16 protein-coding genes, 3 tRNA genes and 1 riboswitch are annotated in these 15,711 nt (G+C 45.8%); of the genes, 15 read left to right on the top strand and 4 right to left on the bottom strand.

The window, feature by feature from the left end; genetic code table 11:
* The 4 genes from H6F50_RS28035 to thiC form a co-directional block, all read left to right on the top strand.
* The coding region (locus tag H6F50_RS28035) for a DUF2949 domain-containing protein (RefSeq protein WP_190429541.1) at positions 1-66 on the top strand (66 nt) is incomplete at its 5' end.
* A gap of 661 nt (positions 67-727) precedes the next feature.
* A complete protein-coding gene (locus tag H6F50_RS20755; RefSeq protein ID WP_190430172.1) occupies positions 728-1,432 on the top strand; it encodes a hypothetical protein in 705 nt (234 codons plus the stop codon).
* Between the two features lie 2 nt (positions 1,433-1,434).
* Positions 1,435-1,908: a DUF2726 domain-containing protein gene (locus H6F50_RS20760; RefSeq protein WP_190430173.1), complete on the top strand. Its 474-nt coding sequence runs from the start codon at positions 1,435-1,437 to the stop codon at positions 1,906-1,908.
* A gap of 132 nt (positions 1,909-2,040) precedes the next feature.
* Positions 2,041-2,137, top strand: a riboswitch (TPP riboswitch).
* A 6-nt stretch (positions 2,138-2,143) separates the two neighbouring features.
* Positions 2,144-3,517, top strand: a complete 1,374-nt coding sequence (gene thiC / locus H6F50_RS20765; protein WP_190430174.1) for a phosphomethylpyrimidine synthase — start codon at positions 2,144-2,146, stop codon at positions 3,515-3,517.
* A gap of 103 nt (positions 3,518-3,620) precedes the next feature.
* Here thiC and pyrE read toward each other — a convergent pair whose 3' ends face one another.
* Positions 3,621-4,238 carry an orotate phosphoribosyltransferase gene (gene pyrE, locus H6F50_RS20770; protein WP_190430175.1) on the bottom strand — a complete coding sequence of 206 codons (618 nt, stop codon included), beginning with the start codon at positions 4,236-4,238 and terminating at the stop codon, positions 3,621-3,623.
* A 103-nt stretch (positions 4,239-4,341) separates the two neighbouring features.
* On the opposite strand from pyrE, the gene H6F50_RS20775 reads away from it, so the two are divergent.
* A complete protein-coding gene (locus H6F50_RS20775) occupies positions 4,342-4,782 on the top strand; it encodes a hypothetical protein (protein WP_190430176.1) in 441 nt (146 codons plus the stop codon).
* A 360-nt stretch (positions 4,783-5,142) separates the two neighbouring features.
* On the opposite strand, the gene H6F50_RS20780 is transcribed toward H6F50_RS20775, so the two are convergent.
* Positions 5,143-5,215 (bottom strand) — tRNA-Met (locus H6F50_RS20780).
* Between the two features lie 249 nt (positions 5,216-5,464).
* On the opposite strand from H6F50_RS20780, the gene H6F50_RS20785 reads away from it, so the two are divergent.
* Genes H6F50_RS20785 through H6F50_RS20795 form a run of 3 tightly spaced genes read left to right on the top strand, consistent with a single transcriptional unit; the run spans position 5,465 to position 7,837 of the window.
* Positions 5,465-6,157 (top strand): hypothetical protein, encoded by a 693-nt coding sequence (locus tag H6F50_RS20785; RefSeq protein WP_190411926.1) that lies wholly within the window; start codon positions 5,465-5,467, stop codon positions 6,155-6,157.
* 41 nt (positions 6,158-6,198) lie between these two features.
* Positions 6,199-6,351 (top strand): hypothetical protein, encoded by a 153-nt coding sequence (locus H6F50_RS20790; RefSeq protein ID WP_190430177.1) that lies wholly within the window; start codon positions 6,199-6,201, stop codon positions 6,349-6,351.
* Entirely contained in the window at positions 6,305-7,837 is a 1,533-nt protein-coding gene (locus tag H6F50_RS20795; RefSeq protein ID WP_190411925.1) for a hemolysin family protein, read from the top strand. Before H6F50_RS20790 ends, H6F50_RS20795 begins: the two co-directional genes overlap by 47 nt.
* Before the next feature lie 52 nt (positions 7,838-7,889).
* On the opposite strand, the gene queC is transcribed toward H6F50_RS20795, so the two are convergent.
* Positions 7,890-8,576, bottom strand: coding sequence for a 7-cyano-7-deazaguanine synthase QueC (gene queC, locus H6F50_RS20800; protein WP_190430178.1), 687 nt, complete (start codon positions 8,574-8,576; stop codon positions 7,890-7,892).
* 72 nt (positions 8,577-8,648) lie between these two features.
* Here queC and H6F50_RS20805 point away from each other — a divergent pair, with 72 nt between their 5' ends.
* Both H6F50_RS20805 and H6F50_RS20810 read left to right on the top strand, forming a co-directional pair.
* Positions 8,649-8,909, top strand: coding sequence for a hypothetical protein (locus H6F50_RS20805; protein WP_190430179.1), 261 nt, complete (start codon positions 8,649-8,651; stop codon positions 8,907-8,909).
* 148 nt (positions 8,910-9,057) lie between these two features.
* Complete coding sequence (locus H6F50_RS20810; protein WP_190411946.1) at positions 9,058-10,131, top strand: Gfo/Idh/MocA family oxidoreductase; 1,074 nt, start codon at positions 9,058-9,060, stop codon at positions 10,129-10,131.
* Between the two features lie 147 nt (positions 10,132-10,278).
* Here H6F50_RS20810 and H6F50_RS20815 read toward each other — a convergent pair whose 3' ends face one another.
* Entirely contained in the window at positions 10,279-11,232 is a 954-nt protein-coding gene (locus tag H6F50_RS20815) for a GDSL-type esterase/lipase family protein (protein ID WP_190430180.1), read from the bottom strand.
* A gap of 216 nt (positions 11,233-11,448) precedes the next feature.
* Between H6F50_RS20815 and H6F50_RS20820 the strand changes: the two genes are divergently transcribed.
* The 5 genes from H6F50_RS20820 to H6F50_RS20840 all read left to right on the top strand — a co-directional run bounded on the left by H6F50_RS20820 (position 11,449) and on the right by H6F50_RS20840 (position 15,376).
* Positions 11,449-11,586, top strand: coding sequence for a hypothetical protein (locus H6F50_RS20820; protein ID WP_190411922.1), 138 nt, complete (start codon positions 11,449-11,451; stop codon positions 11,584-11,586).
* A 345-nt stretch (positions 11,587-11,931) separates the two neighbouring features.
* The gene (locus tag H6F50_RS20825) at positions 11,932-13,782 is read left to right on the top strand and encodes an ABC transporter ATP-binding protein (protein ID WP_190430181.1); all 1,851 of its coding nucleotides are present in this window, start codon (positions 11,932-11,934) and stop codon (positions 13,780-13,782) included.
* 78 nt (positions 13,783-13,860) lie between these two features.
* Entirely contained in the window at positions 13,861-14,970 is a 1,110-nt protein-coding gene (locus H6F50_RS20830) for a CNNM domain-containing protein (RefSeq protein ID WP_190430182.1), read from the top strand.
* Between the two features lie 161 nt (positions 14,971-15,131).
* A tRNA-Tyr gene (locus H6F50_RS20835) sits at positions 15,132-15,216 on the top strand.
* Positions 15,217-15,304: 88 nt separating this feature from the next.
* A tRNA-Thr gene (locus H6F50_RS20840) sits at positions 15,305-15,376 on the top strand.
* Positions 15,377-15,711: the final 335 nt, after the last annotated feature.

Below are 15,711 nucleotides of genomic sequence, written 5' to 3' on the forward strand. Positions count from 1 at the left end.
TGGCAATACGGTTTAGTAACGTTGGAACAGTTAGATCAAATCTATGACTGGTTGGAAACTGCATAAGGCTTGATGATTCGGCGAGGAGCAAGAAAGTCATGTCAGAGCAATTGGGCGTCGGTACTTTCCCGACCCATCCGCGAAGACTTAAGAAATGTTCTCAATTACAATTTACTCCACCAAAAAGAGCGGGTCAAATATTTGACCCGCTCTTTTTAGTTGTTAGTTTTTAAAAGTTAGTTTTCCCTATAATCTGCCTTTATAAATGCTGCTTGGCAATGAGCGATCGCTTTTATTATCACCCCTGTTAAAAGAAAAACCAAAACGTACTGAAAAATTAGCGGAACGCTTACGTCAGTTGAAAGTTAACTCTGATGAAGTGTAATTAGTCGTAGGAGCGATCGCACTTTCCAAAATTCTTAACTTGTGGATAGGTATCGGGATAGGTGAGTGCGATCACTCTCACGCCCCAAACCTCACCAAAACGCGATCGTGTTTGAGTTGCCCTAAGCTTTAAGTCAGTGGAACAGAAAAAGCAAAGTTGTATGTGGACTCTCTAAGTTTGCGTAGACAGGCTTCTTTTGTGTAGCCGCGATTCTTCAGTTGTCAGGGCGATTAGAGCCTCTTGTCCAAAATCTAAAATTCTTATCCAAGACTCTTGGCAAATCTCGAGAACAGGGTTAAGCTGATTCCAAAAACCTTAGATAAGGTTTTTGGGAGATAGCCAATGTCAAAGACTGTTTATGATGTCATTCAGCGATTTGAGGTAGAAAACGGAATCCCCCGCTTGGTTTCAACCAATATCCAGGTGATTCAAGGTGGAGAAGATTTGATGTCTTTAGCCATCAAGTTACTGTCTCAACTTGGTTTTTACGACAAGTTTGAGGAAAACAGAACATCCCAATATATAGGGTTTAGACTCAAAAATCCTGGGAAAGGAGCGAAACGTTATCAAATTGTTTTGAGCCAAAGGAAAGAGGGATTATGTATTTCTATTCCTAACAAGGTATTAAAAAAAGATATTCTGGAGCTTACTTGTGATACTGAAGATGGCTACATAGATAGTGGAGATGATATTTATGAAGCTTATACAAATAATATTTTAGGTAAGTTCTGGATTTTACCTAGTAAAGAAGACGTATTTTTAGAATCATTTCACTCTTACTATCCGAATATTTTAGAAGGTGAAGTTAGAGGAATTGTATCATTAAATAGACGTTATGTATACCTTGATGATGATGGTGTTGACTGGGGTGAAAAAATATCGATGGAGCCTGAATACTTTAAAATTGAACATTTGGGTGACAGTAGTAGTTATCTAGCTATTACTGAAGATAAACTATTCCCTTACGCATCACAGGTTTGTATAACCTCAATAGAAGTCTTAGAAGAATTTCTTAGCTACTTTGCCAAAATTATTATGGAGCAATAATAATGTGTGTAAAAGCAAAAAGACTTGTTAATCCTTATGAAGAAAGAATGCTGGAGTTTTTGCAAACCTGTATAGAAGTAAATTATAAAATTCATACACAGGTAAGCTTATGTCAATTTTGCGAACTCAATAGTAGTCTAGATTGGCAATTAAGAAAATTTTTCTTTAGCTCCAGCGTTGATGCTTTAATAACAGACTATGATTTCAAACCTTGTTTAGTCGTGGAGTTTCAATCCCAATATCACGACTCTGTTGAAGCAAAAGAGCGTGATAGAAAGAAGGCGACTTTACTAGCTATTGCAGGAGTTCCCTTACTTTATTCACGGGTGAGGAATTTTGGATTATTGCATCTTTACTCTAAAGATGAAGAAATCGTTTTCAATTTATTCACAGGGGAAAGGCGCGAGAATGCTAAAGCCCTAATTAGAAAGTATTGCGAACAATCTGCTGATTGTGATGTTCTGGCAGCTTGGTAATTAGTAAGCTACTCCCTGCGTATCCCAAACCTCGCCAAAATGCGATCGCTCTGTAGCCGCCTCACAGAGTGATGCAAAATATCAAGTTTTTGGAACCTTCCAGCCCTAACCGGAGCTTGATGGTAATATTGTCAATCAAGCTAGGGGTGCCTGGATTTACAGGCTGAGATTACACCCTTAGAACCTGAGTCCGGCTAATACCGGCGGAGGGAAGCTGTTAATTGAGGAATTCAATATGCGGACTGAATGGATCGCTAAGCGGCGTGGACAGAGCAACGTCTCTCAAATGCACTACGCCCGTCAGGGTGTGATTACTGAAGAAATGCAGTATGTAGCACAGCAGGAAAATCTCCCAGTTGAGCTGATTCGGGATGAAGTGGCGCGGGGACGAATGATTATCCCCGCCAACATCAATCACACCAACCTAGAACCGATGGCGATTGGCATCGCCTCGAAGTGTAAGGTGAACGCGAATATCGGCGCTTCCCCCAACTCTTCCAATCTGGATGAAGAAGTCGATAAGCTGAAGCTGGCTGTAAAGTATGGCGCTGATACCGTCATGGACTTGTCCACCGGCGGCGGCAACCTGGATCAGATTCGCACGGCAATTATTAACGCCTCGCCGGTTCCCATTGGCACCGTGCCAGTTTACCAAGCCTTAGAAAGCGTCCACGGCACGATTGAAAACCTCACTGCTGATGACTTTCTCCACATCATTGAGAAACACGCCCAGCAGGGAGTAGATTATCAAACTATTCACGCCGGGATATTAATTGAGCATTTGCCTTTAGTGCGCGATCGCATCACCGGGATTGTTTCTCGCGGCGGCGGCATTCTCGCACGGTGGATGTTGCATCATCACAAGCAAAATCCGCTTTATACCCACTTCCAAGACATCATCGAAATTTTCAAAAAATACGATGTCTCCTTCAGTCTGGGAGATTCTCTGCGTCCCGGCTGTCAGCACGACGCCTCAGATGCCGCTCAATTAGCCGAACTCAAAACTTTAGGACAATTGACTCGCAAAGCCTGGGAACATGACGTGCAGGTGATGGTGGAAGGGCCAGGACACGTCCCAATGGATCAAATCGAGTTCAATGTCAAAAAGCAGATGGAAGAGTGTTCGGAAGCACCCTTCTACGTGCTGGGGCCATTGGTAACGGACATTGCCCCCGGTTATGACCACATCACCTCCGCGATTGGTGCGGCAATGGCTGGTTGGTACGGTACGGCGATGCTTTGCTATGTAACACCCAAGGAACACTTGGGACTGCCGGATGCTGAAGACGTGCGGAATGGATTAATCGCCTACAAGATTGCGGCTCATGCTGCTGATATTGCACGGCATCGTCCGGGGGCAAGGGACAGAGATGACGAACTTTCTAAAGCCCGTTACAACTTCGACTGGAACCGCCAGTTTGAATTGTCCCTCGACCCCGAACGCGCCAAAGAATATCATGACGAAACTCTGCCAGCAGATATTTACAAAACTGCTGAATTCTGCTCAATGTGCGGTCCCAAATTCTGTCCAATGCAGACCAAGGTAGATGCTGATGCTTTGACAGAACTAGAGAAGTTTTTGGCGAAAGAACCAGTAACCCAAAGCTAGTTATTTTAAACGCAAAGGAGCGCCAAGGAGAGCGCAAAGTAATGCAGAGGATAATTACTTTGCCTACCGAGGGAAACCTTTGCCTTCTTTGCGTTTAAATACCTTATTGGAGTTGACGCGATCGCTCTTGAATTTCTGGAATCGAGAATACTGCCTGAAATTTTAGCCCAACCGACTGATAAAACTCCGCTCCCCCCTGCTGCCTGTCTACCAGCGAAATCACTTCATCAACGCTGTATCCGGCATCTCGCAGCCGCTCAACGGCTTTCATGGCAGATTGCCCTGTCGTGACAACATCTTCCAAAACGACCACTTTCGCACCTGTAGGGAGAATCGGGCCTTCTATATAAGCTTGTGTGCCGTGTCCCTTTGCTTCTTTGCGAATAATTAGCGCCGGTAACGGTCGATTTTCATAAGCAGAAACTACACTTACCGCTGTCACAATCGGATCGGCTCCCAGCGTCAATCCGGCAACGGCCTGGGTATCCATTGGCAGCAACGATAACAGAATACGACCCGTTGCCAAAGCTCCTTGGGGATGCAGTGTGACTGGCTTGCCATTAATGTAGTAAGAACTGCGCTGCCCCGAAGACAGGACAAAATCTCCCTCTTTATAAGCCACATGGCAAAATAAATCTAGCAGTTGCTGGCGTAGCGTTGTGAGATCGGCAGTAGCATAAGAGCCAGTTAAATCAGTCTGGGATTGGATTTCGTGGGTCATCACTAGGAGAGAAAAAGAGTAGACATATTACAATTTGACCAACAATCATCCTAAACTTAAACTGAAGAATAGTATTCAGCCAAAGTTGAGGGACGAGATGGGAATGCGCTTGACTAATTTCATGAGTGTATTGGTTCTCAGTGCCGCTACGACTGTCATTGCCTCTAGCGCGATCGCTCAGCCAACACTCTCTAACTCCCAGTCAGGAACTTTTAACTCGATTCCAGACTTGTTTAATCGAGCTATCAGTGAAACCTCTGGAGACTTTTTCGGCAACCAATCTTACCGACGGGAGCTGAATTTCATTATTGGCCCTAGCTTTCCAGAAAACGAAATCGAGCGAGACGCTAAGACAGTAGATAATCTTTACCGGGAACTACTCTGGCAGCAAACTTCCAGTGACTTTATTATTCGCACTCCCGATCTCCCGAATCCTTTCAACAGTTCAATTCTGCAAAGTCCAGCTATCAATGTAAACGTTACTGGTACTGGTAGACCCGTAACAGGCAGCGAGTTCGTGTTTGAGAATCCCCCACAGCCCTAAATCTGAAAAAGAAGAAAAGACAAACAATTTTTGCTTGTCTTTCTTCCTTCTACTTTTTTTAAAGTTCGCAGAGCGAGATTTAAACAAGGTACTAGGGCTTGTTTTTTATAGACTCTATTTTTTGAACTGAAATTGAGGTTACAACTTACTTTGTTCAGTTGCTTTCCAGCATTTGATAACCTTTGGTTTCTCAGAGGTTTTGCTGAAATTTCTGAGCAAATTAAATTACCGAGATACTTAAATTAATTAGGTTCTTGATGAGCGCGAGCCGCTAGTAAACTGCATTTATCCTGAGCGGATTGCACTTCCCCATAGAGCAATTCTAGGGAATTTACTCAAAGAATACCGAATTTATAGGAATGCGCCCTACCGGAATCGAACCAGTCTGAAGGCGAATTATGAGTTCGCTGCCTCCCCAATCGGCCAAGGGCGCGTGATTGATTTCGTTGCCAAGATTGCTGGCTGGATTGTTATTTTATACAATTATGCACGCTAAGTCCACTCGAAAGCGGATGCGTAGTATGATTCCTGATAATAAATTATAAGCGCTGTTTTCTAAAATAGAGATAAATTAGCAGCGTGACATTAACCAATTCGCTATCATAGGTTCCACTGCTGTCAGTCGTAAGCTATGTATAGCAGTTGATCGGTGTCGCGGCAATTTTTGTAGCTTGAGCAACCAATGAAACTAAATTCAACTGTCGCACTTACGTTAATTTTGCTTGCTATGATGTTAGGCGCTGGCTTTGTAAGTGCGATGTGGGGGTTTACTGTAGGTCATGAAGCCCTTAAAGGAGTAACGCAGCCGGATGTGCGCCCTACCAATAAATTAGCTGGGACTAAGCGGGCAACTCCTGGTAAAGAAGGAGTAGCAATTTTGCGCGAGGTTGATATCCTGGCAAGTGTCAAAGCACAAATGAGCGGCAAGGCTAAACCTGTTATTAAGCCTGAACAGAAGGAAGCGGAAACCACAAGCGACAGCAAGCCTAACACTCCTGAGGAAACCTCTGAGCAGGACAGTAAACAGCAAAATTTCCCGATTACCAGTCAGGACAAGGGCGTGAAGCTGGAGATAGGCTCAGCGCGTCAGCAAGGAGGTTCTTTGTTGCTGAATGTGAGCCTGAAGAATGAAGGAGGGAATGCTGTACGGTTTCTGTATAGCTTCTTAAATGTAACGGACGACCAAGGTCGAGCTTTAAGTGCTGTGACTGAAGGGCTGCCAGGAGAATTGCCACCGAATGGGCAAAGCTTTTCGGGGACGGTGAGTATTCCCACGGCTTTACTGGAAGACGCTAAGCAGCTTTCATTGACTCTGACAGATTATCCAGATCAAAAACTCCAGCTGAAAATGTCTGGAATTCCAGTGGTGAAGTAGGCGTTAGGTGTTAAGTGGTCGGTAATAGGAGCTGTCTCTGTATGATGACCGTACAGGGGGTAGAGGATTCTACCCACTACTTATTACCGACGACCGATTACCGACAATTCGTTGCCCATTACCCAATACCCAATACCCTGGTTACGGATGGATACCCCCGTGTTGGCGATCTTGACGGTGAATGCTTTTCCTAGGCTCACCGCGCAAGACGTTTTGCTGCGATTATTATCGGTGCTACTACTGATTGCGATTAATGGTTTTTTTGTCATCGCTGAATTTTCGATAGTTTCGGTGCGGAGATCGCGCATCAATCAACTAGTCGAAGCGGGCGATATTCAAGCAAAAACGGTTCAAAACTTGCAAGGCAGCATCGATCGGCTGCTTTCTACTACTCAACTGGGGATTACTCTGTCTAGTTTGGCTCTCGGCTGGATTGGTGAGAGTACAATGGCAATCCTCGTGTCTGCTTCAATCGCGCACTTACCTTTATCTTGGGAGGTCAAAGCAGCGATCGCTCATTCCCTTTCGGTGCCAGTTGCTTTCTTCCTGATTGCCTATCTACAAATTGTTTTGGGTGAACTATCCCCGAAATCAGTGGCACTGCTTTACTCAGAACAGATGGCAAGGTTTTTGGGACTGCCAATCAGAGCGATCGCCCGCTTTTTCAACCCATTCATCTGGATTCTCAACCAATCGACACGCTTACTCTTGCGGCTGGTAGGCATTCAGTACACTGGACAAGGCTGGTATACGCGCGTTACCCCCGAAGAATTGCAAATGATTATCACCACAGAGCGCGAATCTACGGGACTGGAAGCTGAAGAACGAGAGTTGCTCAACAACGTGTTTGAGTTTGGTGAGGTGTTGGCGGAAGAAGTCATGGTTCCCCGCACCAGCATTGCCTCTATTCCCTGTGAAGCCACTTTTCAAATCTTTCTAGATGAAATTACTACCACGGGTCACTCCCGCTATCCCGTCACAGGAGAATCCCTTGACGATATTCGCGGCATTATCTACTTCAAAGAGTTAGCTGAACCTCTAGCCAAAGGCGAACTAACTTTAGATACACCAATTCAGCCTTGGATTCGACCCGCTCGATTTGTGCCGGAAGGACAGCCTTTAAGCGAACTTTTGCCGATGATGCAGCGAAGTCACCTGGCAATGGCGATCGTTGTGGATGAATTTGGCGGCACCGCGGGGTTAGTAACAATTGAGGATTTGATTGCTGAAATTATCGGCTACGAGCCAAAAGCTGAGGATAAAGAAGAGTTAGCTGTGCAAATTTTGGATGAGCAAACTTTTCTGGTACAAGCACAGATGAATTTGGAAGAAGTCAACGAATTTCTCGATCTCAACTTGCCCTTGATTGATAAATACCAAACCTTGGGCGGCTTCGTGCTTTACCACTATCAGAGAATTCCTACCCAAGGTGAAACCTTGCGCTTTGACAACCTTGAGCTGACTATCGTTTCCGCCGAGGGTCCTCGCCTGCACCAAATTCGCATTCACCGACGAGAGGCGACAGTTGCTAGCAATGAAACTAACGGGTCTGATGTCTCAAATATGTCAGATTCAGATGGCTCAGATTCAAATGTCTCAGATGCCAAGGTTGCAGCGGATGACACCAAGAAATCAGAAATAACGAATCAGGAATCAGGATTCAGCAGAAATTTTGAATGATCGCGTTTAGATTTTCACTTGCCTCTCGTTTACGGCAGGAATATCCCCAACTTTAGTGACTCTTCGCTGCATAAGGAAGGGGATCTTGTAATCCTAGCTCAGCAAAAGCAGCTAGACGCAACTGGCAGGAATCACAGACGCCACAAGCCACTTCGCTCCCGGTATAGCAAGACCAAGTTTGCTCCCAAGGAACGCCTAGCCGATTTCCAAGCTGAATGATTTCCGTTTTTTTCAGGTCTATCAGGGGCGTCATGATGCTAATTGGCTGTCCCTCTCGTCCCTGTTTCGTTCCCAGTCGAAAGACTTCCTGCATTGCCTGGATATAATCGGGACGGCAATCGGGATAGCCGGAATAATCTAAAGCATTAACGCCAATATAAACCCGCTGGGCATTGATGGTTTCTGCATAAGCGAGGGCAAAGCTCAAAAAGATGGTATTTCGGGCGGGGACATAGGTCACGGGGATACTTTGATCCATTTCATCAAGCGATCGCCCTTCTGGTACGTTAATGGCACTGTCTGTGAGCGCAGAACCGCCCCAGCGACGCAAATCAAACGCCACTACCTGATGTTCTCGTATACCAGCGAGGCGAGCGATCGCTGTCGCAGACTCTAACTCGCGCTGGTGCCGCTGCTGGTAATCAAATGAGATGGCATAACACTCACACCCATCAACTTTTGCCTGATACAGTACCGTCGAAGAATCTAACCCCCCAGACAATAAAACAACCGCTTTCACTTCCCAGCCCCCTCATCCCCAGTTTTTACTTGTGCCAACTTTCAGATGTTTCCCACCATCACGTCTTGATAATTGACTGCTCACTGGCTACTAAATTCCTTAGCCCTCAGTCCTCAGTCCTCAGTCCTCAGTCCTCAGTCCTCAGTCCTCAGTCCTCAGTCCTCAGTCCTCAGTCCTCAGTCCTCAGTCCTCAGTCCTCAGTCCTCAGTCCTCAGTCCTCAGTCCTCAGCCCTCAGCCCTCAGCCCTCAGCCCTCACCAAATGGACGGGAGAGAAAGTGACACATTTACCAGTTACTAATTTACAAACCTCAACAAAATGGAAGATAAGATAAATCTCACGAATTTGAGAAAGTTAGACACAGCTTTGAAATTCTTCACAAAAGAAGGCACTATGATACCATCTGGATCGTCTCAGGCGACTAAACGTTGCCAATTGATTTAATCCTAGTGGTGGAGGAGCATACAGGAGTGCAAGATAGCATGCCAGCAAGACAGCCAGACGCTCATCAGCAGCGTAACCAGCCGCAACCGATCCGCGTTGGCGTGATTGGGGTCGGTAATATGGGACAGCATCACACCCGCGTTCTGAGTCTGCTTAAAGATGTGGAACTGGTTGGTGTATCAGATATTAATGTTGAGCGGGGTTTGGATACTGCGAGTAAGTATCGCGCTCGCTTTTTTGAAAACTATCATGACTTAATCCCCTATGTAGACGCTGTCTGCATTGCCGTTCCGACAAGGCTGCATCATGAGGTTGGCATGACTTGCCTGCAAGCAGGAATTCATGTCTTGATTGAAAAGCCAATTGCCGCCAGTATTGCCGAGGCTGAATCCCTCGTCAATGCCGCAGCCGAATCGCACTCGATTCTCCAAGTAGGACATATTGAGCGGTTTAACCCGGCTTTTCAAGAACTCAGCAAAGTTCTGAAAACAGAAGAATTGCTTGCCCTAGAGGCTCATCGCATGAGTCCTTACTCGCAACGGGCTAACGATGTCTCTGTCGTCTTGGATCTGATGATCCATGATATTGACCTGTTGCTAGAACTATCCGCTGCGCCGGTAGTCAAATTGACCGCTAGTGGCAGTCGTGCCTCTGATTCCGGCTATTTAGATTACGTGACTGCTACCCTAGGCTTTGCCAACGGAATTGTCGCCACGCTAACAGCCAGTAAGGTGACACACCGCAAAATTCGTCGCATTGCTGCCCATTGTAAAAATTCTCTAACTGAGGCAGATTTTCTCAACAATGAAATTCTGATTCACCGGCAAACGACTGCAAATTATATGACAGATTATGGTCAGGTGCTTTACCGACAGGATGGGTTAATTGAGAAAGTCTACACCAGTAATATTGAGCCGCTTCACGCGGAGTTAGAGCATTTTGTTAACTGCGTGCGCGGTGGGAATCAACCTTCTGTAGGCGGCGAACAGGCGCTTAAAGCTTTGCGTCTGGCGAGTTTGATCGATCAGATGGCTCTCGATGGTCAGGTTTGGCAGCAACCAGACTGGGATTGTCGGTGTCTGAGTTCTCCGGCTGTAGCTGTTTCCTTCTAAAGAATTAAAAATTAAAAATTAAAAATGGAAGGTGTGTTGTAGAAGTAGCGATAATTAGCTTGGAAACCTTTGTTTCACAAGGGTTCTACTACTAATTAACACTATGTTTTCCCACTACCAAAGTAAAAATTCCGCAATTTTTAATTTTTAATTTTGCATTTTTAATTGACTGAGCGAGCGCCCAATTTCTTCATTAACCAGCTGATTCCCTTGAGGGCTGAGATGAATATGATCTCGGTAGAGGTTCTCTGGCTGCTCTTTTGAGTTGAAAATGGGTAGAAAATCTATGTAGGCAATGTGCTGGTTTTGGGTTAAGTCGATGAGGCGCACTCGCGCTTTTAGTTCATAATCCCGGGAACCCGGTTCGCCCAATTCCCTCTTTAGGGGCGTCATTGCGAGCAAGAAGCGGGCACCTTTTTGCTCTGCGATTGTCTGGATTTCTTGAATGGCTTTTAAATTAAAGCCAACGCGATCGCCTGATTCCGCGTTCACTGCTTTCATCTCTGGTACTGGCGGTGCCTTTAACAAATAGCGGCTGAATGCCTCTACAAGCGCTAGGGGCGGTTTTTGGTCGGGGTAATTGCGATCGCGCCCTACGGGGATTGAAGTCGGCGCAGTCCCGAACAGATCGTCAGTATTAATCAGCAACACGACTACCTGAGCATCGAACGTACCAAACTGCTTTAAGTACGCTAATTCATTGCGCGGACACCAAGAGTTCGCTGAAGCGTTGAGAACTTCTATTTGCTTAAAAGTTTTACCCTCAATAGAGGATTGCAACTGCTGAGTCATCATGGCTGAAAGCGTCTCAGCCTGATCTGTCCACCAGCCACCATTCGCAATGGAATCTCCCAACAGCAGCACCCGCAGCGTAGATTCAGGGCGAGTTTCCGTGATTTTTGGGCTTCGCATTGAATACTGATTAATTTCTATCAGATTGCCAAACCTGCGAGTCCGCTGATTTGGCGCTAATAAATATCCAATCTGTTCATCGGCAATATAAATCAAGGGATTTCCAAAGCCAAATAGCAGCCGCAATCCCACCTCTACCGCCAGTACCAACCCTACAACAACTGCCAAAACAATCAGCACAATTTTCACGGATAATCCCCTATGTACATAGATCGTGACCCGATCTAGCTTAAATCTTGCAGCACTTCAGTTTTGCAGTCTTAAAAGTCGCTCCCATCTTAACCCAACCCATTTATGACCCATTCGGGTGATAGACGAATCCTCCCTCAGCCGCTAACCTAGTCATGGGTTAAGATATGTTTACAAATTGTTGTCTAGCTCCGAATCAAGGAGGATCGCAGCCTTATGTCAGACTTGAACCGTGGAATTATGAAGTTCGAGGGAGCTGATAGCCCAAAAGCGATCGCTATCTCATCTGTGTTGGTTTTGGGTGGTATTGCTTTTCTTGTTTGGTGGGCACTTCACTCAGCCTACGCTATGTAACTCGCTACTAAACCGAGGCCACTACCGATGCTGATGAAGCCATAAGTTCAATCGATAGGTTATCTCAAAGCTCCTGTAAAACTTCCTTGTTCGGGAGTCACTTTGTTATTCAACCCAAAATGTCTTTCGCGTATCTTTTGCCTCAGGCTGCATAGGACTACACCAACCTTTTGCTTGACTAAAGACAAGTGAAATGTTTTCAAACCCACGGAGATGGGTTTGGTACGTTTGGTACGTGTAGCCGCGATATGGAGTTGCTGAATGCAAGATACAAGTTTTTCTAGAGTCGCTTTTTGAGCCTGACTCTGGAATTTTTTATTGGCTATTTTTCATCAAGAAAGAATTATGGCAAGCATTCGGGATATCCTCGGTTATTACCGAAAATATCGAATCGTCGCGCTTTTAAGTATTGCGGCATCTAGTCTCTTTGAAATCATCGATCTGGTAGTTCCTTACACAATTGGGCAGATTCTCAACGTACTGTCCGGTCAACCGCTGGATCGGGGATTACAAAATGCGATCGCTCTCATCGCTGAAGTTAGCAACTTACCGGCAAATCGATTCCTTTCCCTCTCAGTGCTAATGGGATTAATCTTGTTAGTCACCGTCGTTAGAGCGCCCATTCAGCCTTGGCTCGGCATCTGGTTTCACTGGGATACAGCCTTGCGATCGCGTCGAGACCACAGCATAAAAGTCCTCGAAAAAATCGTCACTCTACCGCTAGAATTCTACGAAGAAAACAACCCCGGACGAATCGCCGGACGAGTTGCTAGAGGACTCGCTAATCACACCTGGACTTATCCTGAAGTCGCCGGACAGTTGATTCCCAAACTCGTTCGGGTGCTGGGTATCTTTGCGATGATTTGGCTAATTGAGTGGCGAATTGCCGTAATTTTCCTAATTTCCTTCATCTTCATCCTCAGCTTCACCCTCAAAGACCTCAAGCAACTGAGCGATCGCGAACAGAAACTGGATCGATATCAGGAAAATACCGAAAGTCGTACTTCGGAAATTATTACCAACATTAAAACCGTCAAAGCCTTTGCCACCGAACAGAGAGAACTGGAGCGTCAACGACAGCGCCTAGAGCGGGAGTTCAAAGTTGTTGACTACCGCATTCATAGAGGTTACGTCATCCTAGCTACTTCCCAAAGGACAATCATCCAGTTTTGTGTCTTTCTAGTACTTGGTTTGACCCTCAACGCCACCTTACAGGGAAAGATTTCACTAGGACACTTCGTTACTACGTTGACCATCTCCAGCATGGCCTACTCGGAGCTAGAACCTATTAGCAACCTCGCTGAGATATTTGCTCGTCGCTATGCCTCCATGCTCCGGTTCCACGAGTTCATGCACATACCTGTAGGCGTAGATGCGGTCATTCTGTCTCAAACCAGAACGCAGACGGCAGAAGGAGGAACTCAGGATTCTCGTGGTTCTGAATTGTCCTATCAATTTACCGGCAAAGTCGAATTTTCCCATCTGAGCTTTGGCTATGACAGCGATCGCCCAGTTTTAGAAAACATCAACCTACTCATCGAACCTTATCAAACTGTAGCGCTGGTCGGGCGTTCGGGGTCGGGTAAGTCTACCTTAGTCAAGCTTCTGTTCCGGTATTTTGAACCCCATCAAGGTCAGATTTTAATGGATGGTCAAGACATTCGCACTTTGGATGTCACTGGCTATCGGCGGCGTCTGGCAATTGTTCACCAGGAAGTAGATATTTTCAACGGGACGTTGCTTGAAAACCTTACCTATGGCAACCCCCAAGCTACGGTTGAACAGGTTCAGGAAGCTTGCCGCATTGCCAGAGTAGACGAAGTCATTGAGCATCTGCCGCAAGGGTACTACACCGTTGTTGGAGAGCGGGGAATGCGCCTGTCTGGGGGACAACGACAGCGCTTGGGAATTGCTAGGGCACTCTTGGTCGATCCAGATATCCTCATCTTTGATGAAGCAACTTCTAGCCTCGACTACGAATCTGAGCGCTCAATTCAGTTAGCAATGCGTAGCATCCTTGGCACCCGCACCACCATTATCATTGCTCACAGACTTAGTACCATCCGGGAAGCAGACAAAATTGTAGTTCTCGATCAAGGTCAAATTGTAGAAGTCGGCAGCCATGCTGAACTACTGCACCGCAAAGGAATTTACCGACGTTTGCACTCCCTACAAGAAACAGGTGAGCTACTCTAAAGTTAAAAGGAAAAAGGCAAAAGTGAAAAATCTTTCTTTTTCCTTTTGCTTTTTAACTTTTGCCTTTTACAGCTTCCCGTGATTGTTTTACCCGTTCAGTCATATATTCTAGTTACTTCCGATCTGGGTCCCCTTTTAGGAAGTGTTTGGCTCGATATCGCGGTGCTGGGATTGATGCTTTTGCTTTCTGCTTTTTTCTCCGGCTCGGAAACGGCGATTACAGCCCTCGACAACCTTAAACTCAGGGCGCTGATTCAAGAGCAAGGAGACCCGCGCCGGATGTTTGCGCTGGTCTTAGAAAATCGGGGTCGGTTTATCACTACCCTTCTAGTCGGTAACAATCTAGTTAATAATTTTTCAGCAATTCTGACCAGTAACTTATTTGCCCTCTGGTTAGGGAATGCAGGATTGGGAATTGCTACTGCTGTTGTTACTTTTCTAGTGCTGATTTTTGGAGAAGTTACCCCTAAATCTCTGGCAATCAACAATGTGATGCCAGTTTTTAAGTTTGCCGTTCGCCCGATTTACTTGCTATCTATCGTTCTCGGCCCGCTTATTTATTTATTTGAGCAAATTACTCACCGGGTAATTCGCCTGTTTCAGGGGGGTGTTGTTCAAGAGGGAGAGTCTTTAAGAGATCTCCATCTGATGATTGAAATTTTGGGAGGCAAGGGGCATCTAGATTTACACAAACACCAGCTGCTGAACAAAGCCTTGATGCTAGACAGTCTCAGCACCCGCGATCTGGTTAAGCCACGGATTGACATGAGGACAATCTCTCATGAAGCGACGTTGCAGGAGTTTGTGAATCTGTGTCTGGAGACAGGATATTCCCGTATTCCCGTGCAGGAGGAGTCTAAGGATCAAATTGTCGGCGTTGTTCATCTAAAGCGAGCGCTCCAGCAGCTGAGGTTTTTGAAAAAAGAAGGGATTGATAATGGCTTGGTGACAGAGGCGATGGACCCGCCAGTATACGTGCCGGACACGAAACGAGCCGCCAATCTACTGAAGGATATGTTGCAACAACGCCTTCACATTGCCATCGTCGTCGATGAGTATGGGGGCACGGTAGGGTTGATCACGCTGGAAGACATTCTGGAGGAGCTGGTTGGCGAAATTTACGATGAAAGTGACTTTCCCAGTCGAGCGATCGCTACGAAAAATGCCACGCGCTCTGGTGGCGGCTGATTCAGAGGACAGGGATCAATGTAGGAGTAAGCAATGTAGATTCCCGCTCTCATCGTCTGACTTGCACTGCCCGTCACTTTTTCCACAGCTATAAAATCAATTTTCAAAAAACTTTTGCATTTTCTAAACCTTGTGCTACGATTATTAATCGTGGAACAAATGGGTCGATGCCCGAGTGGTTAATGGGGGCGGACTGTAAATCCGCTGGCTATGCCTACGCTGGTTCAAATCCAGCTCGGCCCACCACGCAACAAAAGTTTTAAGTGATAAATTTTGAGTTATTCTTGAGTTAAGATAACTGAATCAAAATTTAACGCTTACAACTTCTAAAACTGCCCGTGTGGCTCAGTGGTAGAGCACACCCTTGGTAAGGGTGAGGTCACGAGTTCAATCCTCGTCACGGGCTTTCTTATCAAATAACTTAATTAAAGTTTTATCCGGATGAGCTTACTTCAGAAGTCATGTTTCTGGAGATTTTACCCAATCTCTTAGACATCCAGGAAGTATCTTATTAATGAGAGTACACACATTGCTCTCTAACTCATACATCGCTCTCTAATACCAATTTCCTATGAAGTTGCACTTAATAAAGCTGTAGTGATGTAATCCCATCCACAAATGGAGGAGATCACTTCAGGAGAGATGAGATCGAGAACCTCTTTCAACTTCTGTCGCAATTGCTCCAAGTTGGTGCAAGTTTCCCAACGCAAAAACTGCTTGAAATGTTGCCATAAGCGCTCG

Origin of the sequence: Coleofasciculus sp. FACHB-712 (assembly GCF_014695635.1) — a bacterium.
Classification (GTDB): Bacteria; Cyanobacteriota; Cyanobacteriia; order Cyanobacteriales; family FACHB-T130; genus FACHB-T130.

What these genes read in the sequence shown, in the direction of transcription:
- H6F50_RS20755 (WP_190430172.1), top strand. Translation starts at nt 728, where the DNA reads ATGTCAAAGACTGTTTATGATGTCATTCAGCGATTTGAGGTAGAAAAC.
- H6F50_RS20760 (WP_190430173.1), top strand. Translation starts at nt 1,435, where the DNA reads ATGTGTGTAAAAGCAAAAAGACTTGTTAATCCTTATGAAGAAAGAATG.
- thiC (WP_190430174.1), top strand. Translation starts at nt 2,144, where the DNA reads ATGCGGACTGAATGGATCGCTAAGCGGCGTGGACAGAGCAACGTCTCT.
- pyrE (WP_190430175.1), bottom strand. Translation starts at nt 4,238, where the DNA reads ATGACCCACGAAATCCAATCCCAGACTGATTTAACTGGCTCTTATGCT.
- H6F50_RS20775 (WP_190430176.1), top strand. Translation starts at nt 4,342, where the DNA reads ATGCGCTTGACTAATTTCATGAGTGTATTGGTTCTCAGTGCCGCTACG.
- H6F50_RS20785 (WP_190411926.1), top strand. Translation starts at nt 5,465, where the DNA reads ATGAAACTAAATTCAACTGTCGCACTTACGTTAATTTTGCTTGCTATG.
- H6F50_RS20790 (WP_190430177.1), top strand. Translation starts at nt 6,199, where the DNA reads ATGATGACCGTACAGGGGGTAGAGGATTCTACCCACTACTTATTACCG.
- H6F50_RS20795 (WP_190411925.1), top strand. Translation starts at nt 6,305, where the DNA reads ATGGATACCCCCGTGTTGGCGATCTTGACGGTGAATGCTTTTCCTAGG.
- H6F50_RS20810 (WP_190411946.1), top strand. Translation starts at nt 9,058, where the DNA reads ATGCCAGCAAGACAGCCAGACGCTCATCAGCAGCGTAACCAGCCGCAA.
- H6F50_RS20820 (WP_190411922.1), top strand. Translation starts at nt 11,449, where the DNA reads ATGTCAGACTTGAACCGTGGAATTATGAAGTTCGAGGGAGCTGATAGC.
- H6F50_RS20825 (WP_190430181.1), top strand. Translation starts at nt 11,932, where the DNA reads ATGGCAAGCATTCGGGATATCCTCGGTTATTACCGAAAATATCGAATC.